At 62.6% G+C, this 25,513-nt stretch carries 21 protein-coding genes and 2 pseudogenes; 4 read left to right on the top strand and 19 right to left on the bottom strand.

What is annotated here, in order from left to right; all coding sequences use genetic code 11:
* Positions 1 to 127: 127 nt before the first annotated feature.
* The 6 genes from AC3FOF_RS38850 to AC3FOF_RS38825 all read right to left on the bottom strand — a co-directional run bounded on the left by AC3FOF_RS38850 (position 128) and on the right by AC3FOF_RS38825 (position 7,933).
* Positions 128 to 265 (bottom strand): hypothetical protein, encoded by a 138-nt coding sequence (locus tag AC3FOF_RS38850; RefSeq protein WP_488729640.1) that lies wholly within the window; start codon positions 263 to 265, stop codon positions 128 to 130.
* A 277-nt stretch (positions 266 to 542) separates the two neighbouring features.
* Complete coding sequence (locus AC3FOF_RS38845; protein WP_488729639.1) at positions 543 to 1,271, bottom strand: hypothetical protein; 729 nt, start codon at positions 1,269 to 1,271, stop codon at positions 543 to 545.
* Positions 1,272 to 1,381: 110 nt separating this feature from the next.
* Positions 1,382 to 3,085, bottom strand: a complete 1,704-nt coding sequence (locus AC3FOF_RS38840; RefSeq protein WP_488729638.1) for a hypothetical protein — start codon at positions 3,083 to 3,085, stop codon at positions 1,382 to 1,384.
* A 38-nt stretch (positions 3,086 to 3,123) separates the two neighbouring features.
* Positions 3,124 to 3,678, bottom strand: coding sequence for a hypothetical protein (locus tag AC3FOF_RS38835; protein WP_488729637.1), 555 nt, complete (start codon positions 3,676 to 3,678; stop codon positions 3,124 to 3,126).
* A 14-nt stretch (positions 3,679 to 3,692) separates the two neighbouring features.
* Complete coding sequence (locus tag AC3FOF_RS38830) at positions 3,693 to 5,042, bottom strand: patatin-like phospholipase family protein (RefSeq protein WP_488729636.1); 1,350 nt, start codon at positions 5,040 to 5,042, stop codon at positions 3,693 to 3,695.
* 917 nt (positions 5,043 to 5,959) lie between these two features.
* The gene (locus AC3FOF_RS38825) at positions 5,960 to 7,933 is read right to left on the bottom strand and encodes a PhoX family protein (RefSeq protein ID WP_488729635.1); all 1,974 of its coding nucleotides are present in this window, start codon (positions 7,931 to 7,933) and stop codon (positions 5,960 to 5,962) included.
* Positions 7,934 to 9,125: 1,192 nt separating this feature from the next.
* Here AC3FOF_RS38825 and AC3FOF_RS38820 point away from each other — a divergent pair.
* The gene (locus AC3FOF_RS38820; RefSeq protein WP_488729634.1) at positions 9,126 to 9,455 is read left to right on the top strand and encodes a hypothetical protein; all 330 of its coding nucleotides are present in this window, start codon (positions 9,126 to 9,128) and stop codon (positions 9,453 to 9,455) included.
* The gene (locus tag AC3FOF_RS38815) at positions 9,452 to 9,910 is read left to right on the top strand and encodes a DUF2846 domain-containing protein (protein ID WP_488729633.1); all 459 of its coding nucleotides are present in this window, start codon (positions 9,452 to 9,454) and stop codon (positions 9,908 to 9,910) included. The genes AC3FOF_RS38820 and AC3FOF_RS38815 overlap by 4 nt, the downstream gene beginning before the upstream one ends.
* Positions 9,911 to 10,346: 436 nt before the next feature.
* On the opposite strand, the pseudogene AC3FOF_RS38810 reads toward AC3FOF_RS38815, so the two are convergent.
* A pseudogene (locus tag AC3FOF_RS38810) lies at positions 10,347 to 10,830 on the bottom strand (IS6 family transposase); the annotation flags it as partial.
* Positions 10,831 to 10,926: 96 nt separating this feature from the next.
* The gene (locus AC3FOF_RS38805) at positions 10,927 to 14,331 is read right to left on the bottom strand and encodes an adenylate/guanylate cyclase domain-containing protein (RefSeq protein WP_488729632.1); all 3,405 of its coding nucleotides are present in this window, start codon (positions 14,329 to 14,331) and stop codon (positions 10,927 to 10,929) included.
* Between AC3FOF_RS38805 and AC3FOF_RS38800 the strand changes: the two genes are divergently transcribed.
* Positions 14,251 to 14,679, top strand: coding sequence for an HAD domain-containing protein (locus AC3FOF_RS38800; RefSeq protein ID WP_488729631.1), 429 nt, complete (start codon positions 14,251 to 14,253; stop codon positions 14,677 to 14,679). The genes AC3FOF_RS38805 and AC3FOF_RS38800 overlap by 81 nt on opposite strands.
* 417 nt (positions 14,680 to 15,096) lie before the next feature.
* Here AC3FOF_RS38800 and AC3FOF_RS38795 read toward each other — a convergent pair.
* A pseudogene (locus tag AC3FOF_RS38795) lies at positions 15,097 to 15,261 on the bottom strand (IS6 family transposase); the annotation flags it as partial.
* A gap of 154 nt (positions 15,262 to 15,415) precedes the next feature.
* On the opposite strand from AC3FOF_RS38795, the gene AC3FOF_RS38790 reads away from it, so the two are divergent.
* A complete protein-coding gene (locus AC3FOF_RS38790) occupies positions 15,416 to 15,583 on the top strand; it encodes a hypothetical protein (RefSeq protein WP_488729657.1) in 168 nt (55 codons plus the stop codon).
* 68 nt (positions 15,584 to 15,651) lie between these two features.
* On the opposite strand, the gene AC3FOF_RS38785 is transcribed toward AC3FOF_RS38790, so the two are convergent.
* From AC3FOF_RS38785 to AC3FOF_RS38740, 10 genes are all read right to left on the bottom strand, one after another.
* Positions 15,652 to 16,758, bottom strand: a complete 1,107-nt coding sequence (locus AC3FOF_RS38785; protein WP_276265728.1) for a porin — start codon at positions 16,756 to 16,758, stop codon at positions 15,652 to 15,654.
* A gap of 381 nt (positions 16,759 to 17,139) precedes the next feature.
* The gene (locus AC3FOF_RS38780) at positions 17,140 to 18,564 is read right to left on the bottom strand and encodes an NAD(P)(+) transhydrogenase (Re/Si-specific) subunit beta (protein WP_276265746.1); all 1,425 of its coding nucleotides are present in this window, start codon (positions 18,562 to 18,564) and stop codon (positions 17,140 to 17,142) included.
* Positions 18,565 to 18,575: 11 nt separating this feature from the next.
* On the bottom strand, positions 18,576 to 18,899 hold the full coding sequence (locus AC3FOF_RS38775) for an NAD(P) transhydrogenase subunit alpha part 2 (RefSeq protein WP_276265727.1): 324 nt from the start codon (positions 18,897 to 18,899) through the stop codon (positions 18,576 to 18,578).
* A gap of 11 nt (positions 18,900 to 18,910) precedes the next feature.
* Positions 18,911 to 20,041 carry an NAD(P) transhydrogenase subunit alpha gene (locus tag AC3FOF_RS38770; RefSeq protein WP_276265726.1) on the bottom strand — a complete coding sequence of 377 codons (1,131 nt, stop codon included), beginning with the start codon at positions 20,039 to 20,041 and terminating at the stop codon, positions 18,911 to 18,913.
* A gap of 73 nt (positions 20,042 to 20,114) precedes the next feature.
* A complete protein-coding gene (locus AC3FOF_RS38765) occupies positions 20,115 to 21,149 on the bottom strand; it encodes an L-idonate 5-dehydrogenase (RefSeq protein ID WP_488729630.1) in 1,035 nt (344 codons plus the stop codon).
* A 16-nt stretch (positions 21,150 to 21,165) separates the two neighbouring features.
* A complete protein-coding gene (locus AC3FOF_RS38760) occupies positions 21,166 to 21,939 on the bottom strand; it encodes a glucose 1-dehydrogenase (RefSeq protein WP_488729629.1) in 774 nt (257 codons plus the stop codon).
* Positions 21,939 to 22,454, bottom strand: coding sequence for a gluconokinase (locus tag AC3FOF_RS38755; protein ID WP_488729628.1), 516 nt, complete (start codon positions 22,452 to 22,454; stop codon positions 21,939 to 21,941). The genes AC3FOF_RS38760 and AC3FOF_RS38755 overlap by 1 nt, the downstream gene beginning before the upstream one ends.
* An 8-nt stretch (positions 22,455 to 22,462) precedes the next feature.
* Positions 22,463 to 23,458, bottom strand: a complete 996-nt coding sequence (locus AC3FOF_RS38750) for a 2-hydroxyacid dehydrogenase (RefSeq protein WP_488729627.1) — start codon at positions 23,456 to 23,458, stop codon at positions 22,463 to 22,465.
* Between the two features lie 48 nt (positions 23,459 to 23,506).
* Positions 23,507 to 24,181 carry an RraA family protein gene (locus AC3FOF_RS38745; RefSeq protein ID WP_488729626.1) on the bottom strand — a complete coding sequence of 225 codons (675 nt, stop codon included), beginning with the start codon at positions 24,179 to 24,181 and terminating at the stop codon, positions 23,507 to 23,509.
* 16 nt (positions 24,182 to 24,197) lie between these two features.
* Entirely contained in the window at positions 24,198 to 25,406 is a 1,209-nt protein-coding gene (locus AC3FOF_RS38740; protein WP_488729625.1) for an aspartate transaminase, read from the bottom strand.
* Positions 25,407 to 25,513: the final 107 nt, after the last annotated feature.

The raw sequence follows: 25,513 nt of genomic DNA, 5'->3' as shown, positions 1-25,513 counted from the left end.
CGGCAGATCAAGCGATTCTTCCAGGCCTGCGCCAGCGAGCCGGGCCTGGTGGATCCGCGCGGCGCGCCGCGCCGAGCAGGCCGAGTAACGAGGGAAGGGCGAAAGCCTCACCCGATCCGGGGCGATCCTACAATCCTGCCCGCATCAGCGCCTTGCTGTCCATCCAGCTTTGCACGAGCTCCGCGACTTGGTCGGCGGTGCGATCCATCATCGCCATATGGGAATTGCCCCGGATACCGAGCGCCGGCAGGTCCACGATCTGCACGTCGCGCCGGCTTGCCGCACGGCTTCAAGATAGGCTGTCGAGGCACTCCGGTAGTGCTGCCATAACGGCGACTGGCTGATGTAGTCGCCCCAGACCGCGAGGTGGGGAATGCGCGACCTCCTGCCGGTATCCGCACCTTACGGATCGACACTGTTGAGAGTGCCTGGCGTGAGAACTCGGAGGCTCGCGAGAAATATCGGCTTGGCAGTTCTGATAGGCGCCGTTTCCAACTTATTCTGGAAATTAGAAGAATATTATTGTTTGCCTATTGGTGATACTATTGGCTCGGCTTCTCTAGCTTCAAAAGCATCGCCTTGTTCTGGTCAAATGCAATGCCAATGATTCCCGCCTCTCCGGCTTGCCGGGTGAGATTCCACAGAGTCTTTTGAGGGTTAACCCAGTTTCCGTCTGCATCTCGACCGGTGGCACGTATTGTGCTGAGTTGCCAAAGCGTCGTACTTGCTAATGCGTGACGCTTTAGCGCAGCCGAAATGTTTTCCTCGTACCTGTAGACCTGGGGCACTGCAACCCAGAATGCCACAGATGCAGAGCATAGAAAAAAAGATGGTTTCAGCCACCCGGGTGCCGACGCCCATCCGTATATCGAGATCGCCAACAAGGTCATAGCGCTCAGCGCGCCAGCAATAAGTGCCGATAATGTGGAAAAATACTGCCATTTAAAAAACGACTTAATAAGGTCAAACTGTGCCTCGGCGCCTTTGAGAATTCTCTCCTGCGCACTATTGATTAAGTCCAATTCAGGTTTGTTAAAATCATTGCATCCTGATTTTTTTCCTCTCTGCAATGATGTCGAGATTTTTTCGCACTCATAAATGTTAGTAGAGATGGAAATCGGTGATCGGAAAAATGGACAAAAATCTTTGATCGTATCATACCCCACCGTAACCAAGAATGCGTACGGAACCAAGTAGATCAAAACTGCAGCAGCGAGCGTCGGGGCCGCTAGCTTCACAGCCTTGATACCACCTTCTATCATTGCATTCATGGATCACTCCTTTGCGATCTCCAAGGCCGAGTTGATCGGTACGATCATCCTGATCTTTTTGAGATAGTCTTGCCGCCGGCAACGCCATCGGTTTTCTGCGCACACTGGGACTAAGCGTGTACCCAGAACGCGCTCTCGGCAAACTCCATCCCGTTCCACCAATTGGCCCGGCCCTTGCCATAGCGGAAGTTCGTGGCGCCAGCCTGGCTCTGGAGCGGGGCGGTAACCTCGCCCATAGCATCACGCCTGGCGCTCTCGACGGCGCTTTCCGGTACCACGGCAACGATGTGACCCGAGCGACCGTCCTCTTTGCGCCGAGCGACGATCAAGCCGATCGCCCCCTGGTTGACCGTTTGTTGTAGCTTGGTCAGCGTGCCGGTCTGGCGCCAGCCGAAAGTGGGGCCGAAGTCCCGAAGCCAGCGAAACAGATCGTTGGCACGCATTTCAGCGATTGTGTCGCCAATCAGCGGTTCGACGGATTGGCCCTGTGTCAGCGCTAGGATGGCGCGGGTCGTCCACCACACGCGCGGCAGATAGACGTCGGCGAGGTGGCAGTAGTCGTGGCAATAGATATTGCAGAACGTCAGACCGTCATGGGGTTGGTAACGCCCGTGCGCCGCCTTGTCGACAGCCAGCCAGTCAATTATGGCGCTCAGCGACGCGCGGAGCTCGTCGGGAGATGTGCCCGCACGCGTTGGTTGATTCGGCTCGTTAAGCGAGTGCGCGCCGGCCGGGTCCGAACGCTTTGTGATGTGGCCTGGCCGGCTGGGCATGAAGACCGCGACCACACCGGTGACGGGTGGCGCCTCTGACGCTGTGACAATGGGAATCTCCGTGACGCCGGTGTCGGCCACGAGATACTTCTGCGAGGCGAATCCACGCAGCAGCGCACCGTTCAGCGAGGTCTCGACTTCCCGAAACCCATTGCGGGCCTTGCCCGTGAAGGCTCGCACCGGCTGCCCGTCAGGCATGTGGCCGACCACGTTCGCTTGCGGCGGATCGCTGATCTTCGGTTCGCTGCGCAACCGTAACATGCCCTCCTTCGTGTCCACGCGCAGGAATGTGCCCTGCGCGATCACCGGGCTCGGTGATGGCACCACAGCCGTGTTCTCCCGTGGCGGAGTCAGCAGCGGAGAATTGCCAGGAAGGGCCACTGTGTGGGCCATCTGAAGGAAATCGAAGAGCTGCTCGCCGTAGAATTTTTGACCGTCGAAGAAACCCTGGCGTAGGCCCTTCTTTGGAGTGAAGCTGCCTGTGTTATAAGCGATGCCCACCGCGGCGAGCTCCATGTCAGTCAACAACGCGCGGCCCTCGAATCCGAGCCGCTTTGCAGCGTGGCCGAGTTCTTCCAGGCAACATTCGAGCGTGCCCTCGAACGTCGCATAGCGCTTCTCCAGGAAGTAGTCAGGGTCGGACTTGAAAAATTGCAGGTCCCGTTGAAACATGCCAAAACCGTGGCAAAACTTGTTTGGCCGCTTTGCCACGGCGGCAAACGACGGAATCTCTTTCGACATGTCGATGAGTGCCTGGCGGGCGATCGTATACATCTCGTCGCCGTGGGCGGCAGCTAGTAACGCCGCCTTGTTCCTTGGAAAAGCGCTACGTCCCTTGTCATCGTCGAGCGTATCACCAACGCATAGGGCCAGCACCTGGTCGATCGGCAGCCTTGCACGCAGCCTAGACCACACGTAACCGGTTTCCTGGCAGGCGATTGCGGCGAGGAAGTCGACGGTCAGCGGGGAGTTGGCCAACAGCGGCTCGATGCGCGGTTGGAACTGGGTCTTGAACCACAACACGTCGTCCCGAGTTGGCATGGTGGACTCCTTTATGGGGGCGTAGTGGCCGGCGCGTCTTAAGCGTGCCAGATGCGCGGCAGGAATCGGTAGGGGCCGTCGGCGACGATAAACGCCAGACCGAGGAGGATAGCCGCAAGCTTCGCGAGCATACATACCGATGACAACACGCGCCATGGATAGGCCGTCCGCCCGCCGAGCATCTGCAGTATCGCTTTCCCACTGCCGTCCAATGGAATCGCCAGATGTGCGAGCCACGCCATGGTGGCTGCCAATGAGGCGTAGTTAGACCCCTGGCCGGCGCCGCTTTGTATGCAATGCAGCGAGATCGCCACGGAGTAGCGCAGAAGGCACAGAGAGTCGATGGGCGTGTGAAGGCGCAAAACCTGGACGCCGAGGGGGTGGTATTTCGTAAGGCGGCCAGCATCGCTTTTGCTCGGGATTGTCCCCGCGGTATCTCGAAGTCGACGGCGGCACGATACGGAAAGGGCCCCTCTGAATTGACCGCGCTTGACGCGCAGGTACGCACCGGCGAGCAGCGCGAAGACGACCGAGACAGCGCTACCGGCGCGCTGGGCTGTTGGGCTGAGGGAGGCGAGCGGACCAAAAGCCATGGCCGATGGAACGCTCAGTCCGGTTTGCTGCCACGGAACTGGCTCCGCGGCATCGTGCTTGCCGCCGTCATCTGCGCGGCCGACAGGCTTTCGCGAATCGTCTTGTACGCCTGCCAGTCGAAGCGAGCCAGAAAGTCAATCGCGGTCAGCGCGCCACGACGGAAAAGGTCGAGCTTTTCGGCATCCGCCATGCTGAACGCCAGCCAGTCGTGCTCGGCCGTGTCTATGTACGCAACAAGCCGGTTGAAGTCAGGGTTCTTCCTCAGGAATTCGTAGTCCAGGCAGTGCCGGGCCGCATTGAAGGTCTGTGTGACGATTTCCTGCAGACGGTCAATATTGTGCGCTCGCTCGTCCCACTGTAGCTTGACGCCGAACGTTGGTCGTGTCGGCACCTTGAGCGGATTGTGGAAGACGTCAATCGGGAAATTGGATAGTACCCCGCCGTCGACGATCAAGCTAAACTTCGGTGGGAAACGCTTCTTCTCGATATCGACCTCATTAATGCCGGCCAGATCGCACCACAGCTTCTCGTGAGCTGGGTCGCGCATTGCCAGTGGAATCTTCACGGGGCGGAAGAAGAACGGGATGGACATCGAGCAACGCACGTAGTCTGCTGGGTCTACCTGGTCAACATCTGCCCAGTAGAGACCGGCCATGCGTGGGAATTCGAGCTTGGTCTCTGTGGAGATGTCCGCGGCGACGATGCATAGTTTGCAGTCCTTGGGATCGAGCGGTGGCAACGCAGGCTGGCCCTCGAGTTGAGACTCCCGGTGAAGGGAGTCGTCCCGCAGCCGCCAGCCCGTCGGCGTAGTGCCCATCTGTGCCAACAGCGCCTTCGTGGTGGTAAGGCCACGGGGCTTGAGGACCATGTCTTTGAGCCAGCGATGAAAGTGTTCGCCACGGTTCAGGCCCATGATCTCCGAGAAGTTATCGACGACCTGAATGCCTTTCCAGAGCGCCTTCATCAGGCCGCGGCGCGCAAGTATAGTGTCGAGAAAATCCGAGGCGTCCGTGTCGTCGTCGTCCTTGCCGTCGACGAAATCGGCCATCGGCATGTTGGCCACGATCTCGATGAGCATTTCACTCTTGGCCGCCGCCGGCACGTCTAGCGCCGCGAGCGCCAGGACCGTAATGGATCCCGCCGAGGCGCCGCCAAGGCTGGCAAATCGCAGCCCAGCCTGCTCTAGCACATAGACGTAGCCAAGTAGAGCGATCCCGAGCACGCCGCCACCTTCCATGACCAGGTCCACGTATTGCAGCCCCGCGTCATCTATGACGTCGCTATAGACCCGGTTTTTCAACGCGGCGATGTCCGCCTGCTTGTCCGCGATGGCCTCGATAAAGCTCTGGCTGCTGAGCGTCATCTCAATCTCCCTTGTTTGAAGCGAAAGCATGGATGGACCGGCGAGTCTGGCTGCGAGAGGTACAGGCAAGGAAAGACGCCGGCTCCTATGCTCCCGTCGATCTATTGCAGAGGAATGTTTGCAGCCCTATCTCCAAGGGTTGAGATGAACCGAAGCCATACGAGTGGTGCTATCCGGGTCAGAAGTAGAACCTCCAAGTATAGTAAGAGGCTCAGCGGACCGCCCAGCACTCATGTGGGAGTCATTCTGACAGTATGGAAAAATGGGATACGGCGGTGCCCCCACGAAGGAGGGACGGAAGATATAACGCATGCGATTTATGCGTGTTTATCTTATTTGCATCGCTGGTTTGATTTGATCACTGCGTCGGAATACGCTTGGACATGCGAGTTGCACTGCGTCGATATGGATGCAATGAGCCGTGCGTAACCCATTGCGCCTGGCCGAGGTGGTGCTGACGCTGGTGCGACAGAGCGCAGGCCACGCTACGCTCGATACCACTACCCGCAACGTGATCACCGAGGCGGCGTGACGCATGGAAGCGATGTGGATGGTGCGGGATGCCGACAAGGGGGATTGTGCGGCCCAAATCGTTGCACCTTTCAGACTCCCAGAACCTGATACCTATGTCTCTTGAGATTGAGCGCGCCGCGGCCATGGTGTGGATCCGTGTGCAGATGGCAAGGCACGGCCTGACCTGACCTTGACCGACCTGCGGGCAGCCGGTTGTTTTGCCATCGTGGCGCCGCCTCCGCCGCCTCCGCCGCCGCCGCCGCCGGCTCCCAAGCTGACCCAGAGCACCGATCAGCGGTGTATGCGGCTCCCAGCTCGCACTTGAAGCTGCTTCTTGGCAAAAGAAAATGCGGCGGGCCGTGGCCCGCCGCCTAGTCCTGCCTCAGAGAAGAGCGTGTTACGCGTCAGGCCTTGGCCAGCTTCACGCCGGTCGGGTCTGCCGTCAGGTAGCCGACTGCGGCGCCGAACCGGTCCTTGTAGTTGGCGCGCACGAGCGGATCGAGTGCGGCCTTGACCTTGTCGTGCAGCGGCGTTTCCCAGTCGCCGGCGTGCTGGAAGTTGCTCATGATATAGGTCCAGCCGTTGATCTCATCCACCGCATGCAGGCCGGTGGACTCGGCGCCCACCGGGCACGACAGCACGCGGGAGAGCTTCTTCGTGTCGACGTTGTACGCCCACAGGAAGTTGTTGACGTGCGTGTTGCTGTCTTCGCCGATGAACAGCGTGCGCAGCTTCTCGGAGAACTTCAGGTTGTCCGGCGTGGCGATTTTGTCCGGGTTGGCGAAATTGCCCAGTGCGTCCTGCTGCTTCATCTTGCCGCCGCCCAGATCTTCGCTGACGAGCGCAGGTACTGGGGCCATGTCGACCGGCACCCACTCGCTGGTGACGGCGGCGCCTGCCTTGTCCTTCTGGCCACCCTTCAGGTTCAGCTCATAGATGCAGCCAGAGTACGGGCCTTCCACCTGGATGTCGCCGGCGTTGGCGGCATTGCCTTTCAGCATGCTCGTCTCGATGCGCGACATCGCCGAGTAGGCCTTCCTGTCCTTGATGTTGACCGTGGTGCCCTCCATCTTGGTGAAGCCCAGGCTGCCGCCCACCAGCGCGGCGTAGCGGTGTGTCTCCAGGAACGCCGCGGCCTTCTCCTTGCCAGGCAAGAGCTTCACCCAGTTTGGCTTGCCCGCGTACAGGATGCGCGTGTACGACGTGTCGGCCGGGTCGGTCGTCTTCACGACCATGATGTCGGCCGCCTTGATGCCACCGTCCACCAGCGCGCGGATCTCCGCGCTCGTGGCGCTTCCCAGCTTGATCCACGACAGCGTGGCCGCGCCCGGCCCGGTACCCGAGGTCTGGTTCCACTTGGCGACGTAGAGCGTGCCGCCGGAGAGGTCGCGCGCCTTGTCCGCGATGAACATGAAGAGGCCGCCGTTGGCGGCGTCGTCGCCCATCAGCACGGTGCGCTCGTCCGGCATCACCTGCACCAGCTCGTGCGAGATGCGGCCCAGGCAGTAGTGTTTCTTGATGCTGCCGGTGCCGTCCGCGTTCACGGTCACTTCCGGCAGGTGGCCGTAGTGGTAGGGTTTGGCCGTGTCGGGATTGCCGAACAGGTTCTGGCTGAAGCCGCGCAGTTGCGTGTCGGTGGCGGCCTTGGTGGCGTCTGGCTCGTATTCCTCGCTTGAGAGGTGCGTATTCCACGGCGATAAGCTGGCGCCACAGGTGATCCACAGGCCGTTGACGCCAGAGGTGTCGACGTTGTGGTACTTGACCACCTTGAGCCTGCCTGTGGCCGGGTCCTGGTCCAGCGTCAGCACGGCGATGGGCGACGGCAGTTGGCCATACATGCTCGTGTTGTTCTGGTTGGCCGAGGTGTACTCGAACTGCACCACCGCGAACACCGTCTTGCCTTTGACGCCGGACACGGAGGCGTTGGCCAGCGTCAGCAGCGAGCTGCCGTCCGGGGCGTCGGAGAAGAACTGGCGTTCCTTGCCTGCCACCGAGGTGTCGATGATCGGCTGGTTGTTGATGTTGTAGTAGCCGCCTGCCACGACCGTGCCGCCCTTGCCGTCGGGCGCGGTGTCGCCGGTGATGAAGAACGGCTGGTAGGCCAGCTTGTAGGTCTGGCTGCTGCCGTCGCTGAACGAGACCTTCAGCGAAGAGTTGACCGTCGTGGCGGCCATGGCTGCGGGCGTGTCCAGCGTCGGTGCCGCCATGCCGGTGAACTCGGCGGTGGTGAAGCTGGCGGCTGTGGGTGCGGCTACGGCGTCGTCACCGCCGCCGCAGCCCGCCAGCAGGGCGAGAGAGCTGGTACCGAGCGGCAGCATTGGCGCACTGGCGAGGAGTTTCAAAGCCTTGCGGCGGGAAGCATCCGGTTTGTCAGTCATGGTTTGTTGTGGGGCATAAGCAGACTACGAAGGGGCCGCGGCGCCCAGCGGTCTGCTTCGCTGCAGCGCACCGCGTTCGCGGGATGTCGGAAAGCACGCGGGACTATTCCGTCAGCACCTAGAGAAGACAGCGCGATCGGCGACCTTGCCCGCACTCCATGACAAACCAGTGTCACAATGTCTCAATGTCGCGTGGGGATGTGGAAGCCTGCGCAATAGAGACAATTAGCGCGTATTCTCAATTGCGACTCCGGCACGCGAAAGAGAAGTTCATCGCGGATTTCCGGGCAAGGCCGTCCCGGTTCTCGAGGAAAAATAGCGGTCATCGCGGAGCCATAGGTCATGCGCTCGGCCCATGACCGCGTCGGCAGACTCAAGCGGGCTCCGTCGGAATGGGCCCACAGTAGAATGGACGGATCTCGAATGCAGCTGGGTATGATCAGCCATGACTCTGCAAGTCACGAGGATTTTGATGCACTTGCACCACCCGCTAGAGGTGATGCTGGCCTGCGTGCGCCGGTACGTCTCCTTTCCCCAAGAATCTCGTGCGAGCGGTGGATTATTTGGACCGACCTCGAGGCAACATCCGCGACACTCTCCCCGAGCCGGCCTGTAGGCGATCCCGTCGGTCCATATTCTTCTTCACCGCGCGCACCTGCACTGTTGCCGAGGCTTCGCCGCGCGGCTGCGTACCGCCAGCAAGCGCACCCACGTTTCCCGCGCGCTGGCGGTCAGGGCGCCGCTGGAGGTGGTACAGCAGACCGCCGGCCATGTCTCGCTCGATGCCACCACACGCAATGTGACTGCCGCAGATGGGGATGGGGTGTGGATATCGAAATTGCGCAGCTTCTATGCTATTAGCGCTGGATTGGCTTTATGTCACGCACACTGATTCCGAGGTTTTGATAGTATCGCCGAAGATTTTCGGGTCGCCGCAAGTTGGGTTGTGGCTGTCAGTAGCTCGTAAGTCTCTTTGGCCCCTCTTCTGCGAGGGGCGATTTTTTGGCCTCTGGCATGGTGGCCTGGAATAGGAACGTCTCGGTATTGAATAAGGCACGACCCGTTGTCGATTTGAAAATGGTTTCCAAAATAAATGCAAATACCCGTTTTCATGAAGAGCCTATCCTCGATGTGTCGGCGTCCCCTCTGGGTGATACTCGCCTGCAGTATCGTTCTATTTAGTTGTGCCCCAATGATCGCAACGAAACCATCAATTGTCGAATTTTCCCAGGATGAGACCGAGGTGCGATCCATAGTTATCCTGGCAACAGCAAAGATCCAGCTCGATACGGGGTACTCACGAGAATTGGCCGAAACATCCGTCTGGAAGCGGGTGGGACGCGTGCCGCAAGGTACTGTCTATCAGCCGGTCGGAACGATCTTCACAATCGAGGGTCGGCAGGTTCACGAAGCCTACTTGGTCCTCAAAGACAAGAAGCTGGTGGGCTTCTATTTACCGGGTGAGCAGAACTACTCCCCACTTTCAACCGCAGTACCCCTGACCTTGGGAGACATCGAATGAAACGAGTTGCGCGGATGGTGATGGCCGGAATGGCGATGTCCTTGCTGATGGCGGGTTGCGCTTCGGGTGTGAAGCATTCCGAGATGGCGGCCTCTATCCCGACAATCAAACCAGGGGAGGGCCGCATCTACTTCCTGCGTTCGGCGTCCATGTTTGGCGCTGCGATTCAACCGGAGATTCGCCTCAACAACCAAGTCGTTGGGGATTCCAAGCCAGGTGGCTTCTTCTTTGTTGACCGACCAGCTGGAAAATATGTAGCCTCGGCGTCGACTGAAACGGAGAAGACGCTCAGCTTCGCCCTGGATGGCGGGGAAACGAAGTACGTGCGCAGCTCGCCTTCAATTGGTCTGATGGTTGGCCGCGTGGTGCTGGAGTTGGAAACACCAACCAAAGCCAAAGAGGAGCTGTCCTCCCTAAGCTATACCGGAGACGTGATGAAGACCTCGGCAAAATGAACTAGCAGGCCAGCTTGAGCGGTGTCACGTGGGCACCGCCCAGGTGACCGAGAAACACGTGGGCCGGACAGCTGTTTCCAACCTGGCCTACCACCTGCACCTCACAAGTGACCTTTCGCTCGAGCCCTTGCCTCGTGTCATTCGCGCGTGCCTGGTGCATGCCACAGCTCTTTAAGCGAAGCAATGGAAATCCTGTAAACCCGCGTCTGGGCAGGCATTCTTCAGACCGGAGGCGCTATTCGGCGCATCGCAGTCCATGGCAGGTCCCGCAAGTCATGCTTGCGTTGTGGCGCCTTTTCGTTCATCAGCGTCAATTACCGCGCGGCGAAACTCCATTCGTCGGACGAGGTTTCAGTGGGATACGGCCTGCGCTTTGTCGTCCCCATCAGGTGGCACCGGCACGCGGCGCAGCCTGTTGCCCTTGCCGAGCAATTCCATCGGGCAGCAACTCGTCCGTCCTCATTTCGCGCATGGCGCGGTGAGACGCCTCGTAGCCGTCAAGCGTGATGGTTTTCGCAGCGGGCCCTTGACTCTTGATCGCCTTCGCGAAGAAGGCCTTGGCTGCAGCGACATCGCGCTTGACGCTGAGCCGGAAGTCGACCGTCTCTCCCGCTCGATCAACTGCACGGTAAAGATAGACCCATTTGCCACGGATTTGCACATACGTCTCGTCGACTCGCCATGAACGACCCGCCGATCTCGCAAACCGATGCCAGCACTTCACGAACTCCGACGTGAAGTGTTTGACCCAGCGCATGATCGTCGTGTGCGCAAGCGACAGGCCGCGCTCGGCCATCATTTCAACGAGGTCTCGAAGACTGAGCTTGTAACGCAGGTACCAACGCACGCACGGGACGATGACTTCGCGGTCGAAGTGCCGCCCCGTTGAACAACCAGTCGATGTCTCTCAGCGTACTCATTGCGGGCTCGCGCTCGTCAAAAACCTGAGCGTAGCCCGCCGGCCCCTCCGATCTGCGCCAGAGCCGCCGGAGCATGGCCCCGCCCCGGTGCACGCTTCAATCGAGCACGGCGAGCAGCGACTTGGCTTCCTGCAGGTCCAATGTGTCGAATCCCTCGGTGAACCCCTGGTAGACCTCGCTAAGCATCTCGCGCGCCTCGGCCGACCTGCCCTGCCGCCACAGCCGGTTCAAAGCCATCACCGCGCGCAGCTCCATCGACCGGGCGCCCTGGCGGCGGGCGATTGCGATCGCCTGCAGGAAGCAGGCCTCGGCCTCGTCCCGGCGGCAGGCCTCCTCTCCCTCGCGGACATGCAGCAGGGTCAGCTCCCCCTTGAGCCGGTACAGCTCAGCTTCGTACAGGTGCTCCTGCGTCCGCTCCACCAGGCCCAGCGCCTCAGCCAGCGTCTTGAGCCCTGTCTCGGCCTGCCCCGTTCTCGCATAGGCCTCGGCCAGCAGCGCCAGGAAATGAGGTAGCCAAAGCTCCGCCCCGGTGCCCCGGTAACCGCTCAAGCCCTGCAGCATCCTTTCGATGCCCTCTGCCGCGCGTCCCTGCGCGGCTAGCGCCCAACCCGAGAGGATTGTTCCCCAAGTCAACCAGAACGGGAAGCCGTGCTCGGTCGCGAGCGCGAGGAGTGCCTCCGCCATCTCGCGGGTCGGCTGCGCCTCGCGGCGGTGCAGATGAAGCTCGGCGGCGAATTGCAAGGCAGCGGCCGAGGCAAGAGGCTGGGACCGGGTCTGGGCCAGGGCGAGCATTTCCTGGCTGCGCGCCAGGGCTTGATCCGGATAGCCGAGAAGCCACAGGTCCAAGGCGAGGAAGGCCAGCCCGAGCACGCCGGGCTCCAGAAAGAAGGCAGGCGAGTGTTGCTGCCGAGGATCATAGAGGGCCAGGGCCTGCTCCAGCTGCGCGCGGGCAGGTTCCAGCTCGCCGAGACTCAATAAGCTGGCCCCCAACGCTCGATGGGCTTCTACGAGCAACGCAGGGTCTTGCGCCTTCTCGGCCAGCGCAAGGAGTTGCTCTCCCAGCTCGCGTGCGCTCCGCAGCTCGCCACGGACTATATGGAACAGACGTAGCCCCAGCACAGAGGGGAAGAGCTGGGTCGTATCCCCGAGCTGTCGACATAGCATCAACGCCCGGGTATAGGTCGCCTCCACTTCCGGGGCACCGTGCCCCTTGGCGGCCATCCAGGCTGGGCCGAGGGTGATCTGCAGCGCGAGCTCCTGCCGCGCGCGCTCGGGCGTGTCGGGCTGGGTCTCGAGCAAGGCCAGGGCCCTGGTGAGGTGGGCAACCGCTTCGGCATCGGCGGAGCGCTGCACCGCCTGGCGCCCGGCGCAATGCAGGTATTCCACTGCCTTGGCCGCGTTGCCGCTGCGGCTGAAATGATGGGCCAGCTCGCTGCAGTGCTCTTCGAGCTGGTCATTGTGCAGGGCCTCGATTGCCTGGCCCGTGTGCTCGTGTAGCGCACGGCGCCGCTCGATCAGCAGCGAACCGTAGCTGACCTCCTGGGTCAGCCCATGCTTGAAGCTGAACTCCACCTCCGGAAACGCCGGCTGCTCGTAGATGAATTCTCTGGCCTGCAGCCGGCTCAGCAGGCTCTTGAGCGCGTCTTCGGGCTGCTCGACGACGCGCGCGATCAGGCTCCAGGCAAATTCCTTGCCGATCACCGCCAGGGTCTGCAGCAGCGCCTTCTCGGCTGGCTCCAGGCGGTCGATGCGGGCAGCGAGCACCCCCTGTACGGTGGTCGGGATGCGCAGGGCGGTCGGGATCTGCTCGAGCCGGTAATGCCCGCGCTCGCCGCGCAGCACCTGCTCCTCGATCAGCGTCTGCACCACTTCTTCGATGAAGAAGGGGTTGCCTTCGGTCTGCTCCAGGATCAGGCGCTCGAGCGGCGCGAGCCCGGCACCCTCGCCCAGCAGATCTCGCAGCAGTTCCCGGGCTTCGGCGCCGCCCAGGGGATCGAGCCGCAGCTGGCTGTAGTAGCCCTTGTGGCTCCAGTCATGCCGGTATTCGGGCCGGTAATTGACCAGCAGCAGGATGCGGGCGTTGGCCACGCTCTCGCCGAGAAAGCCGAGGAAGGCCTCGGTCTCGCTGTCGAGCCACTGCAGGTCCTCGACGATCAGCTCCAGCGGTTGGGCCAGGCTCTCGCGCACCAAGAGCCGCTTGATCGCCTCGAAAGTGCGCTGCCGGCGGATGTGGGGGTCCATCTGCGCCAGCGCCGAGCTCGGCTCGGTGCCCCCCAGCATGTGGAACAGATAGGGCAGGCTGTCTTCCAGCGCGCGGTCCAGGGTCAGCAGCTTGCTGGTGAGCTTCTCGCGCCGCAGGCGCTCGTCGTCCTGCCCCGTGATCTGGCAGTAGTTCCTCAGCAGATCGATCAGCGGCAGGTACGGATAGGCCTTGCCGTGCGAGACCGAGAAGGTCTCCAGCACCAGGCAATCGCGCGGCGCAAGCAGCTTGAACTCGTGGAACAGCCGCGACTTGCCGACACCCGGCTCGCCGACCACGCCGACGATCTGCCCGCGTCCGGCCTGCGCCAGCGCCCACGCCTCGCGCAGTTGCTCGAGCTCGCGGACCCGGCCGACAAAGCGCGCCAGCCCGCGGCTGGCCGACACCTGGAGCCGGGTGCGCAGCGGGCCCAGGCCCAGTACTTCGAAGACGGGCAGCGGCTCGCTAAGCCCCTTGATCGGCGTCGCGCCGAGCGCCTTGAATGCGAAATAGCCCTCGGCCAGCTTGTGCGTGTCTTCGCTTGCAACGATCGAGCCGGGCACTGCGATGCCCTCCATGCGCGAAGCGATGTGGATAGAGTTGCCTACCGGATCGTAATCGGTGTGCAGATCCTCGGTGCGGATCGCGCGCACCACGACCTCGCCCGAATTGACGCCCACGCGGATCTGCAGCGCGATACCCTGGGCTCGGCGCACGCGGTCGGCGTAGCGGCGCATGTCCTCCTGCATGCGCAGCGCTGCCAGCAGGGCGCGCTGCGCATGGTCCTCGTGCGCAATCGGCGCGCCGAACAACGCCAGAATGCCGTCGCCCATCGACCTGGCCACATAGCCTTCGTAGTGGTGCACAGCCTCCATCATCAGCGCCAGCACCGGGTCGATCAGGCTGCGCGCGTCTTCGGGGTCGAGATCCCGGATCAGCGCGGTCGAGCCTGCCATGTCGGCGAACAGCGCGGTGATGGTCTTGCGCTCGCCCTCGGTCGCGCCCCGCGCCTGCATCGCGGCCCGGGCGGCCCGGATACGCTCGGCCAGATGGGGAGGCGTGTAGTTTATGGGGGCGCTGGCCGCTGACGCGCTACCGCGACCTGCCGCTCTCAATGGCGCGCCGCATTCGCTGCAGAACTTGGCGCTCGCGCTGGTCTCGTGCCCGCAGGCCGGGCAGACATGAACCAGCTTGGCGCCGCATTCCTCGCAGAACTTGGCGCCTGCCGGATTCTCGAATCCACAGCTGCTACAGCGTCGCATCGGGCCCACCTTCGCCTTCGGCGGCTTGCGAACTTACGATTTTTTCAAGGCCTGCGGTTCCGCGCCCGTGCCAGCGTGGTCGGCACGACCCCGTTACAGCCCCGGTCCGCGGACTCGTCGCGCAACCTGGCGAACTTTGAACGGGAACGCGAATGCGCCGCTTGGATGATGAACCGGCGGCCCAAGGGATCCTGCTGGTTGGCCATCGACGATCGCCAGTGGTCGTTCCGACTTGACTGCACACAACTGGACCTGACCAGCACCCGCGTCGGCATGACATCGGATACGCAGCGCGAACTGCATGAGAAGCTTGGGCGTCTCGCAACCGCGCCTAGTGTTGCACCATGATCGCTGTCCCGACCGCAATGCCTTTCCAGGGTGGTGTTTATCATCATGGGGTGTTGTGTCTCGGCGAGGGTGTAAGTCGTCAACCATGAAGCCCAGCCGGACAAGCCAACTGTCGCTCGCCAGCTAGGGGGCGAACCAAGATACGCGCCTATGCTCTGTAGAGCACAAAGCCGCAGCCACACGCGTTTGCTCGAAGCAAAGAATTGCAAGTCATTGATCGAAAACTATATTTTAGGATCAAAGCGCCATTTTTTGCACGACTTGGACAATCGCCCCCATTTACGAGAACCCGTCAAATCGGGGCGGTGATCAGTCTTCCCGAAAGAGGATAATGAGCCACCCACAATAGGCTCATGTCCTTCGAAGCTGTGGTGCAAATTGTGGGCGCGAGCGAAAAAAGGCGTATTCGTCGCTACATCATCGTGCTGAAAGGACTGCCTGCCCAACAGCAGGCGCAGTGATCTTCGAGGCGCAGCTTTGTGAGGTTGAACTGACTTTTCGAATGCGAAGCATCAGCTCAATGCCGGAGATCGTAACGGCCGCATTCCTGAAGCGTTTGAAGCCGAGCATCGCATCGACCTGGACTCCCTCCGATTGCGCCAGAGCGCGATTTTGTCGGCCCTTCAGAATGGGACGAAGCCAAGCGAGGCAACGGATTGCAGGAAGGGAGCCAGGCCGGGAAGTCCCAGAAGCGATATTGATCTGATTCTCTTCCCGGGAGTTGAGGACCTGACCGATGAGCACTCCCGATTTCCTCCGCAGCCGGCTTGACAGCATGATCGACCTGCGCTATCCGCTTGCAGTGCTGGCCACACGCATGCCCTGGGCCCAGATAGAGGCGTCGCTGGCGCCGAGATGCCAGGTGCTGCCTGGTTTGCGCTGTGCGGCCTTTACGGCCAGGTGAGCAACGAACTTGACATCGATGGCTCGCGAGCGGCGCGATTGCCATGCCGCTCGCAGGCCACCGCTTCGTCAGAACTTATGCCGCATGCCGATGGTGGCCTCGAACACGGAATTGCGTCCGCTGACCGGCAGGGTGAATCCCGGCGTACCAGCCAGTGTTCGCCATGCTCCCGTCAGCTTTGTATAGTCGACGCCCGCGTAGACATCGGTGCGTTTGCTAAAGCTGTAGTCCAGCAGCGGGCCGCCGGTGATGCGCGTGCCGTTTTGCCCGCCGTGCTTGAGCAGATCCACGTAGACGGGCAGTTTCAGTTCAAGCGAGGGTGTCAGTGGGTAGCTCACCGCCGCGGAGAACGAATCGTTCCGGTAGCCCGCCGGGTAGACGTTGCTATAGATGTAGGATGCATATAGCTTGGTCGCGCCGAGCTTGTAGGTCGCGCCTACGGTGAACACCTTCTGGGTGCTGTCGGGGATCAGGATGCCGAAGTACGTGCTGCCATAGGGGGTCGTCGCTGGCGTAAGCCCACCGATGTTGTTGATGATCTGGAACGCCGCGCCGACGCTCAGTGGGCCATTGTCATAGGAAGCCGCCACGCCGGGAGATGAGAACCGCTTGGCGTCGCCAGCGATTTCGCCGAACGTGTAGGCGCCCTTGAAACTGAAGCCACCGAAGGTGGGAGAGGAATAGCGTACGGTGTTGTCCAGCCGGCCGCCGCCGGTGAGTCCCGCACCCTGGAAGCCGAGCGTGCCGACATAGTTTGACAGGGCGTACACGTCATGGAGGAACGCCATCTCGTGGACCAGCGTGTATTGACGGCCCAGCGTGATGTCGCCGTAGGTTGACGACGAGAGGCCGACCAGCGCGGTTCGGCCGAACAGGCGCGCATTGCCCGACGGTGTCGATTGCTGGGTCGCCCCGGTGCCGGGTGTGAATCCGGACTCGAGCTGGAAGAGGGCCTTGTTGCCGCCGCCCAGGTCTTCAGTGCCGATCATGCCCCAACGGCTGCCCGACAGCGGTCCGCCGTTGCCCATGCCGATCTTGCTGTCGCCGGCGGCATTCTGATGCGTGTTGTAGCGTATGCCGACGTCGATGACGCCGTATAGCGACAGGCTGCTTTGCGAGTGCGCCGCGCCGGATATGGTCCCGAGAACAGCGGCGGTCATAAGCGTTTTTTTCATTTTCACTCCCTTTCAGTGTGCTGCATGCCATTGTTGTGATGCTCGGTTGCCGGACGCACGAATCCGCTCCCAGCCGCCTTGCGCGCAAGGGTGGCTGGCATTGGAGTGTCTGGCCAATAGGGTTGGAAGCCCGCTGGTCGCAGTGCGCACCTGAGGCTGTCCGCGTTCGCTCTACTTCAGTGCCGCGATGGTGTCGGCGAAGCGAACGCGGCCTTTACTTGATGATTCCCGCGGTGGTGGCGACTGGGCCGAGAAAGCAAAGTGACTTGCCTTGTTCGAAATTAAACGCCTTGCCGCCTTTGCTGACCAAGACGACTTGCCTATGGGGAAATAGTGCCGGCTTATGCTTGCGCGAAGCCCGCTCTTCTGTCCGTGGCGCAGTTACTCCACGGCCTTGCCCATGTCCTCGACCACCTTCTTGGCGTCGCCAAAAACCATCATGGTCTTATCCAGATAGAACAGTTCGTTATCCAGGCCCGCATAGCCAGCGGCCATCGATCGCTTGTTAACGATAATGGTCTTCGCCTTGTAGGCTTCCAGAATGGGCATGCCGTAGATCGAGCTGCCCTTCTGTTGCGCCGCGGGGTTCACCACGTCGTTGGCGCCCAGGATGATCGCCACATCGGCCTGGCCGAATTCGCTGTTGATGTCCTCCATCTCGAACACCTGGTCATAAGGCACCTCGGCTTCAGCCAGCAGCACGTTCATGTGGCCGGGCATGCGTCCTGCCACGGGATGGATGGCGTACTTCACCGTGATGCCCTTGTGCGTGAGCTTCTCGGCCAGTTCCTTGACCGCATGCTGGGCGCGGGCTACGGCCAGTCCATAGCCTGGCACGATCACCACGGTCTCGGCATTGCCCAGGATAAAGGCCGCATCGTCGGCGCTGCCGCTCTTGACGCTACGCTGCTGGATCGTGCCCGCTTGCGCACTGCCTGCCTCGCCGCCGAAGCCGCCCAGGATCACATTGAAGAAGGAGCGGTTCATCGCCTTGCACATGATGTAGCTCAGGATCGCGCCCGAGCTGCCCACCAGCGAACCCGCGATAATCAGCATGCTGTTGTTCAGGCTGAAGCCGATGCCCGCGGCCGCCCAGCCCGAATAGCTGTTGAGCATCGACACCACGACCGGCATGTCGGCGCCGCCGATGGGAATGATGATCAGCACGCCCATGAGGAAGGCCAGTGCCAGCATGGCGATGAACGCCGGCCAGCTCTCGGCGCCGATGAATGCGGCTCCCAGGCCGACGGTGGCCAGGCCCAGCAGCAGGTTGAGCATGTGCTGGCCCGCGAACTGCACCGGGGCGCCCTGGAACAGGCGGAACTTGTACTTGCCGGAAAGCTTGCCGAAGGCGATGACCGAACCGGAGAAGGTGATCGCGCCAATGGCAGCCCCAAGGAAGAGTTCCAGCCGGTTGCCGGTCGGAATCGCCTCACCTTTGGGCGCAATGCCGAAAGCATGCGGCTCCGCAACGGCAGCCACCGCGATGAACACAGCCGCGAGGCCGATCATGCTATGCATGAAGGCCACCAGCTCCGGCATCCTGGTCATCTCGACGCGCTGGGCCATGAATGCGCCGGCACCGCCCCCGATCACCAGTCCAAGCAGAACATAGCCAAGGCCTAGCGGGCTCCCCCCGGCAAGCTTGAGGATCAATGTGCCGGTCGTGAGCACGGCAATGGCCATGCCGGTCATGCCGAAGCGGTTGCCGCGGATCGAAGTGGTGGGGTGGCTCAAGCCCTTCAGGGCCTGGATGAAGAAGACGCTGGCTACCAGGTAAAGCAGGGTAACCACGTTCAGACTGATGAATTCCAGGTTCACTTGGCCCCCTCTCTGGAAGCCGCAGGCTTCTTGTCCTTCTTTTTGAACATCTCCAGCATCCGGCGCGTCACCAGGAAGCCGCCGAAGACATTGACGGCGGCCAAGGCGACGGCAAGTACGCCCATGACCTTGCCCAGCGTGGTCTCGGTGAGTGCGGCGGCCAGCATGGCGCCGACAATCACGATGGCCGAGATGGCGTTGGTCACGGCCATCAGCGGTGTGTGCAAGGCCGGCGTGACGTTCCATACCACGTGGTAGCCGACATAGACGGCCAACACGAAGGTGGTGAGATTGATGATGGTGTGCGAGACCGCTTCCATAGTGTTGCTCCTCAGGTTCTCAGTACCGTTCCGCCCTTGGTGACCAGGCAGGCGGCGACGATGTCGTCGCTTTCATCGATCGTGAGCCCCCCGTCCTTGGGCAGGATCAGCTTCAGGAAGTCGAGCACGTTGCGGGCGTACAAGGCCGATGCATCGGCGGCCACGAGTGCGGGCAGGTTTGTCTCCCCTACGATGGTCACGCCATGCTTGACGACCGTCTTGCCCGCTTCGGTGAGCGGGCAATTTCCGCTCACGCCATCGGCACCTTTGCCAGCGGCAATGTCGACGATCAGCGAGCCCTGTTTCATGCCTTGCACCATTTCCCCGGTGATCAGTAACGGTGCGGCCCGGCCCGGGATCAGCGCGGTGGAGATCACCACGTCGGCCTGGGTCACTCGCTTGGCCACCTCTACCTTCTGGCGCTCGAGCCACGAGGCTGGCATGGGCCGGGCATAGCCGCCCACTCCTTCGGCGGCTTCCCGCTCCTCGGCGGTCTCGTAGGGAACCTCGATGAACTTGGCACCCAGCGACTCAACCTGTTCCTTCACCGAGGGCCGGACATCCGAGGCTTCGACCACCGCGCCAAGGCGCTTGGCGGTGGCGATGGCCTGCAGGCCGGCCACGCCGACGCCAAGAACCACCACCCGGGCTGCCTTCACGGTGCCGGCAGCCGTCATCAGCATCGGGAAGAAGCGCTGGTAGCGATCGGCAGCCATCATGACAGCCTTGTATCCGGCGATGTTGGCCTGCGATGAGAGCACGTCCATGCTCTGTGCCCGGGTGGTGCGCGGGGCGGCTTCCAGCGCGAAGCCGGTGAGGCCGGCCGCCGCCAGGCGCGCAAGGTTGTCCTTGTTGAAGGGATCGAGCATGCCTACCAGTACGGCACTTGGCTTCATCAAGGACAGGTCTGCCGGCGCGGGCGGGCGGACGGTCAGCACCAGGTCGGAGCCGAATGCGCCCGCCGCATCGGTGATCTCGCAGCCAACGGACTCATAGGCCAGATCGGGGATCGAGGCGCCGCAGCCTGCGCCGGTCTGCACACGCAGCACGTGGCCATGCGCCTTCAGTTTCTTTGCTGTCTCCGGCGTGAGGGCGACACGGGTCTCGCCCTCCGCGGTTTGCAGCGGAATGCCTATCAACATCCAGGTCTCCAGGGAAGCAACTCGGGATCGACGCCGCTGCCGGCGCGTCCGAGGTGGTGTTATTGGAAGTCCGTTATTGGAAGTCCAGCAGGACTTTCATCGCCTGCGTGCGGTCAGCCGCCAATGCAAATGCGCGCCCTGCATCCTGGTACGGGACGGTGGCGGAGATCAGCGGTTTCACGTCGACCAGTCCCTTGTTCAGCAGTTCGACGGCCATCGCAAACTCTTCATGGAACCGGAAGGCGCCGCGCAGGTCCAGTTCCTTGGCGACGATGGCATTGATGGGCAACGTCATCTCGCCGCCCAGGCCCACTTGCACGATGATGCCTCGGGGACGCATGGCGTCGATGGCGCCACGCAATGCCCGTTCATTGCCGCTGGCCTCGAACAGCACGTCGATCTGACCCTTGTCGACCGTGTACGGCTTAAGTGCCTCGGGTTGTTCGGCTACGTTGAGCGTCACATCGGCGCCCACCGCCCGGGCGGCCTGCAGAGGGTAGGCACCCATGTCCGTGACGATGATTTCCGCCGCGCCAGCCCGCCTTGCCGCCACCACGATCAATGCCCCAATGGGGCCGCAGCCGGTCACGAGGACGCGCTTGCCCAGCAACGGCCCGGCGCGGCGAACCGCGTGCAGCGCCACCGACAGGGGCTCGGCCATTGCGCCCTCCTGGTCGCTCAGCGAATCGGCAAGGCGATGGGCCTGGCTTTCCTCGATGACGATCTCGCGGCGGAATGCACCTTGTACATGTGGCGTGCGCATGGCGCTGCCGTAGTAGCGCATGTCCAGGCAATGATTCTGCAGGCCCTGCTGGCAGTATTGGCACAGGCCGCAGGGACGGCTTGGGCTGATCGCGACGCGATCCCCCTTGGCGTGGTTGCGCACGTTTTGCCCGATTTCCTCGATGCGGCCGGCTACCTCGTGGCCGAGCACCATCGGTTCGTTGACACGCACGGTGCCAAAGCCACCGTGGTTGTAATAGTGCAGGTCAGAGCCGCAGATGCCGCCAAAGCGGACATGCACGCGTATCTCGTGCGGCTGCACATCGGGGGTGACAACGTCTTCGATGCGCAGATCGTTGGCGCCGTGGATGACAAGAGCGTCCATGATGAATTCCAGTGAGTTATAGAGTGGCGGTCACGCCGCCGTCTACGTAGAGAATGTGGCCGTTGACAAAATCGGAGGCATTGCTCGCCAGGAAGACGGCCGCGCCAATGAGGTCTTCAACGTCGCCCCATCGGCGCGACGGCGTGCGCCCCACGAGCCAGGCGGTGAACTCCGCGTTATCCACCAAGGCCTGCGTCAGCTCGGTCTTGAAGTAGCCCGGGCCCAAGCCGTTGACCTGGATCCCGTAAGGACCCCAGTCAATCGCCATGCCCTTCGTGAGCATCTTTACCGCGCCCTTGCTGGCGGTGTAGGGGGCGATCCCGGGGCGCCCCAGTTCGCTCTGCACCGAGCAGATGTTGATGATCTTGCCGTGCCCGCGCGGGATCATGTGGCGAGCCACTGCCTGTCCGACAAGGAAGACGCTGTCGACATTGGTTTTCATCAACTCGTGCCAGTGGGCTTCTTCAAACTGCTCCAGCGGCGCACGGCGCTGCATGCCGGCATTGTTGACGAGAATGTCGATGGGTCCCACATCGGCTTCCACCGACGCGATGCCCTCGGCCACTGCCGTGCTTTGCGTCACGTCGAACGAGACCGTGCGGACGTCGGCACCTTGCGCTCGCAGGCTTTCGGCTGCCTGTTCCAGCTTGTCTTTCCGGCGGGCATTGAGCACCACCCGCGCGCCGGCGCGAGCCAGGCCCCCGGCCAGCGCCAGGCCAATGCCGCTGCTTGCGCCGGTAACCAGGGCGGTGCGGCCACTCAGGTCAAACATCTTGAGATCTGGGTTCATCATTTGTCTTGCCTTGCGGTTTCTTCGGCGATCCAGCGCAGCACCTGCGTGACTTGCGCATCGAGTGGCTGGTCGGCCGGGACTTGAAGCACACCAGGTTCCCCTGCCGGTGCTTCCAGAATGGCGAACTGGCTGACCACCGAACCCGGCTGGAACATATGCCCCTTGCGTGCGGACACCCGTGCAATCGCTTCCGAGAGCGTGATGTCGACGTGCACGATGCGCAGCTGCGGCACCGCTTCCCGCAGCCGTTCGCGGTAGCAGCGCTTAAGGGCGGAGCAGGTGAGGATGGCATCGCCGGGCGCTGCGGCCAGCAAGGTTGCCAGCTTGTCCAGCCAGGGCTCGCGGTCGGCATCCTGCAAGGCGGTGCCCTGGCGCATCTTCGCCTTGTTGTGCTCGGGATGGTGGTCGTCGCCTTCGATCCATTCAGCGTCCATCGCCTTGGCCAACTGTGCAGCCAGCGTCGACTTGCCGCAGCCTGCGACCCCCATCACCAGTAGCTTATTGATAGGCATGGCGGCCTCTACTGCTGCAGAACCTGCGGGTTCACCGGCGTCGGCGGCTGGCCGGCCCGAGGCCCGCGGCCGAGGGCAGCGATCAGGTTGTCCACGGTCAGTGCGGCCATGGCCCGACGCGTGCTTACCGAGGCGCTGCCTATGTGCGGGGTCAGCACGACATTGGGCACGGTCAGCAGATCCGGGTGGATCCGGGGCTCGCCTTCGAAGACATCGAGCCCCGCCGCTGCGATGGTGCCTTGGCGCAGTGCCTGCGCCAGGGCTTCGTCGTCGACGATGCCACCGCGCGCGATGTTCGTCAGCGTCGCGGTAGACTTCATCTGCGCCAGCTCGGCTGCGCCAATCGCGTGATGCGCCGCCGGCGAGTAGGGAAGCACCAGGATGAGATGGTCGGCTTCCTTCAGCAGGGTGGCCTTGTCTACGTAGCGGGCATGTACCCTGGCCTCCGCCTCGGGAGCAAGCGGCGAGCGATTGTGATAGATCACCTGCATGTCAAAGCCCAACGCGGCCCGCCGGGCGATGGCCTGGCCGATCCGCCCCATGCCGAGAATGCCCAGGGTGGCTCCATGGACGTCGTTGCCGACCATCTGGTCGTAGATTCCCGTCTTTTGCCATTCGCCCCGCCGCACGAAACGCTCGGACTCGGTGATGCGCCGGGCGGTGGCGAGCATCAGCGCGAAGCCGAAGTCCGCGGTGGTTTCCGTGAGCACGTCCGGCGTGTTGGTCACCAGCACGCCCCGCGCGGTGCAGGCGGCCACGTCGACATTGTTGTAGCCTACCCCCACGTTGCAAACTGCCTTGAGTGCGGGACAGGCGTCAAGCAGCGCGGCGTCGATGCGCTCGCTGCCGGTGCTCATCACGCCTTGCTTTCCTTGTAGCTGCGCGATCAATTCGGCCGGGGTCCAGACCGTGTCGGCCGCGTTGGCGGTGACTTCGAAATGTTCGCGCAGCCGGTCAGCGATGTCGGGAAAGGTCGCTCGGGTGACGAGGACGGAAGGGCGCATGCGGGTCTCCTTGCTCTATGGTTGTGCGGGTGGGAAAGAAGTCAGCGGTCAGTTGTTGCACCGAGCTTCCAGCGCATCGATGAAACTGCGGTCCCAGCGGCCTTCCTTCATGGCGCGTATGGTTTCGGCTTCGGCGGCGAGTACGGCGCGGGCTTTTTCAATCAGCAGCGGCACATCCTCAGGCGGTATGGCAAGCAGGCCATCCTGGTCGCCCACCAGTACGTCCCCCGGGCGGACAACCATGCCGCCGACCGATACCGGCACGTTGATCTCGCCTGGCCCGTCCTTGTACGGGCCGCGATGGGTGACGCCGCGTGCGTAGACCGGGAACTCGCGCTCCCGCAGTTCCGCGACATCCCGTACCGCGCCATCGATCACCACCCCGACCACGCCGATGCTGGCTGCATAGTTGGAGAGGATGCCGCCGACGACGGCGTTCTGCAGGTCGCCACCGGCGTCGATCACCAGCACGTCGCCAGGCCGGCAGAACTCAAGCGCTCGCAGGTAGGTGAGGTTGTCGCCGCCGCGCGATCGCGCGGTCACCGCAGTGCCGGCCATCGTGGCCGCGACCGGTCTGTGGAAGGGCTGAAGGCCGACTGTGCCCGTATTGCGATGCATGCTGTCGCTGAGCGCGGCGACCGGCAGTTCGCGCAGGGCGGCGAGCAGGGCGGCCTCAGCCTGGGGGGAGGAGGGGTTCTTGCGGATGGCTTTGTAGGTACTCATGGCGTTCTCTTGTAGGTCAGGACAGGGCCAGGACTGCGCGCTCGATGCGGCGACAGCCCTCTTCGAGCGTGTCCAGGGCGGTGGCGATCGACAGGCGGAAGTAGGGCGAAAGGCCATAGGCCGTCCCGGCGACGAGCGCCACCCCCTCGCGCTCGAGCAGGTACATGACGACGTCGGCATCGTCATGCAGCGTCTTGCCATCCGGTGTGGTCTTGCCGATCAGTCCGCCGCAGTTGACGTAGAGGTAGAACGCCCCATCCGGTGCGCGGCAGCTCAGCCCGGGGATTTCGTTGAGGCGGGCGAGCGTCTGGTCGCGGCGATGCTTGTAGACGGCCACGCTCTCGGTGACGAAGCGCTGGCCGCCGTTCAGGGCCGCTGCCGCGGCGGCCTGGCTGATCGAGCAGCAGTTTCCAGCCGATTGCGACAAGAACGTGTCGAGCGCCTGGATCAGGTCGCGTGGACCGGCCACCCAGCCGAGCCGCCAGCCCGTCATCGCGTAGGTCTTGGAAACGCCATTGATGGCCAGCGTGCGCTCGCGCAGTTCAGGAGCCGCATTGAGCAGGTGGGGCGTGCGCACTGCGTCGAAGCGGATATGCTCGTAGATGTCATCCGTCATCACCAGCACGTCCGGGTGGCGGGCCAGCACATCGGCCAGCGCCCGATACTCGGCCAGGGTATAGCTGGCGCCGGTCGGATTGCTCGGTGAATTCAGGATGAGCCAGCGGGTGCGCTCGGTAATGGCGCCTTCCAGCTGGGCCGGCGTCAGCTTGAACCCCTGGTCTTCCGCGCACGCCAGCGTGACCGGGCTCCCGTCGCAGGCAAGCACCATATCGGGATAGGAGACCCAGTACGGGGCGGGGATCAGTACCTCGTCTCCCGCTTCCAGGGTGATCGCCAAAGCGCTGTAGATCGCGCTCTTGGCGCCGTTGGTGGCGATGATCTCGTTCATCGCGTATTGCAGGTCATTCTCGCGCGCAAGCTTGTCGGCGATGGCCTGGCGCAACTCCACCGTGCCGGCCATCAGCGTATAGCGGGTCGCGCCCTGCTCGATGGCCCGCACTGCGGCTTGGCGGATGTGTTCCGGCGTGTCGAAGTCGGGTTCGCCGACCACCAGGTTGACGATGGACTTGCCCTGGCGGCGCAACTCGTTGGCACGGTCCGCTGCGGAGGTGCTGGGGGAGGGTTTGATGCGCCTGACACGTGCGGCGATACGGGACGTATTCACGAGGGTTCCTTGCTGCGATTAAGGAGGGTTAAGCGCAACAGTAGCCGTGGCGGCCAAGGAAGGCCAAGATGACTCCGGTATGTCCAGATAGGAAACACCTATAGGTA

This window comes from Cupriavidus sp. 96C5-1, from assembly GCF_057798855.1.
Note: the sequence above shows the minus strand (reverse complement) of the source record. Positions and strands in the feature narration are given on the sequence as shown.

What these genes read in the sequence shown, in the direction of transcription:
- AC3FOF_RS38775 (WP_276265727.1), bottom strand. Translation starts at nt 18,899, where the DNA reads ATGGAAGCGGTCTCGCACACCATCATCAATCTCACCACCTTCGTGTTG.
- AC3FOF_RS38745 (WP_488729626.1), bottom strand. Translation starts at nt 24,181, where the DNA reads ATGAGTACCTACAAAGCCATCCGCAAGAACCCCTCCTCCCCCCAGGCT.
- AC3FOF_RS38835 (WP_488729637.1), bottom strand. Translation starts at nt 3,678, where the DNA reads ATGGCTTTTGGTCCGCTCGCCTCCCTCAGCCCAACAGCCCAGCGCGCC.
- AC3FOF_RS38790 (WP_488729657.1), top strand. Translation starts at nt 15,416, where the DNA reads ATGAGCACTCCCGATTTCCTCCGCAGCCGGCTTGACAGCATGATCGAC.
- AC3FOF_RS38845 (WP_488729639.1), bottom strand. Translation starts at nt 1,271, where the DNA reads ATGAATGCAATGATAGAAGGTGGTATCAAGGCTGTGAAGCTAGCGGCC.
- AC3FOF_RS38830 (WP_488729636.1), bottom strand. Translation starts at nt 5,042, where the DNA reads ATGACGCTCAGCAGCCAGAGCTTTATCGAGGCCATCGCGGACAAGCAG.
- AC3FOF_RS38815 (WP_488729633.1), top strand. Translation starts at nt 9,452, where the DNA reads ATGAAACGAGTTGCGCGGATGGTGATGGCCGGAATGGCGATGTCCTTG.
- AC3FOF_RS38765 (WP_488729630.1), bottom strand. Translation starts at nt 21,149, where the DNA reads ATGGACGCTCTTGTCATCCACGGCGCCAACGATCTGCGCATCGAAGAC.
- AC3FOF_RS38770 (WP_276265726.1), bottom strand. Translation starts at nt 20,041, where the DNA reads ATGTTGATAGGCATTCCGCTGCAAACCGCGGAGGGCGAGACCCGTGTC.
- AC3FOF_RS38755 (WP_488729628.1), bottom strand. Translation starts at nt 22,454, where the DNA reads ATGCCTATCAATAAGCTACTGGTGATGGGGGTCGCAGGCTGCGGCAAG.
- AC3FOF_RS38805 (WP_488729632.1), bottom strand. Translation starts at nt 14,331, where the DNA reads ATGCGACGCTGTAGCAGCTGTGGATTCGAGAATCCGGCAGGCGCCAAG.
- AC3FOF_RS38750 (WP_488729627.1), bottom strand. Translation starts at nt 23,458, where the DNA reads ATGCGCCCTTCCGTCCTCGTCACCCGAGCGACCTTTCCCGACATCGCT.
- AC3FOF_RS38785 (WP_276265728.1), bottom strand. Translation starts at nt 16,758, where the DNA reads ATGAAAAAAACGCTTATGACCGCCGCTGTTCTCGGGACCATATCCGGC.
- AC3FOF_RS38760 (WP_488729629.1), bottom strand. Translation starts at nt 21,939, where the DNA reads ATGAACCCAGATCTCAAGATGTTTGACCTGAGTGGCCGCACCGCCCTG.
- AC3FOF_RS38825 (WP_488729635.1), bottom strand. Translation starts at nt 7,933, where the DNA reads ATGACTGACAAACCGGATGCTTCCCGCCGCAAGGCTTTGAAACTCCTC.
- AC3FOF_RS38820 (WP_488729634.1), top strand. Translation starts at nt 9,126, where the DNA reads ATGATCGCAACGAAACCATCAATTGTCGAATTTTCCCAGGATGAGACC.
- AC3FOF_RS38800 (WP_488729631.1), top strand. Translation starts at nt 14,251, where the DNA reads ATGAACCAGCTTGGCGCCGCATTCCTCGCAGAACTTGGCGCCTGCCGG.
- AC3FOF_RS38840 (WP_488729638.1), bottom strand. Translation starts at nt 3,085, where the DNA reads ATGCCAACTCGGGACGACGTGTTGTGGTTCAAGACCCAGTTCCAACCG.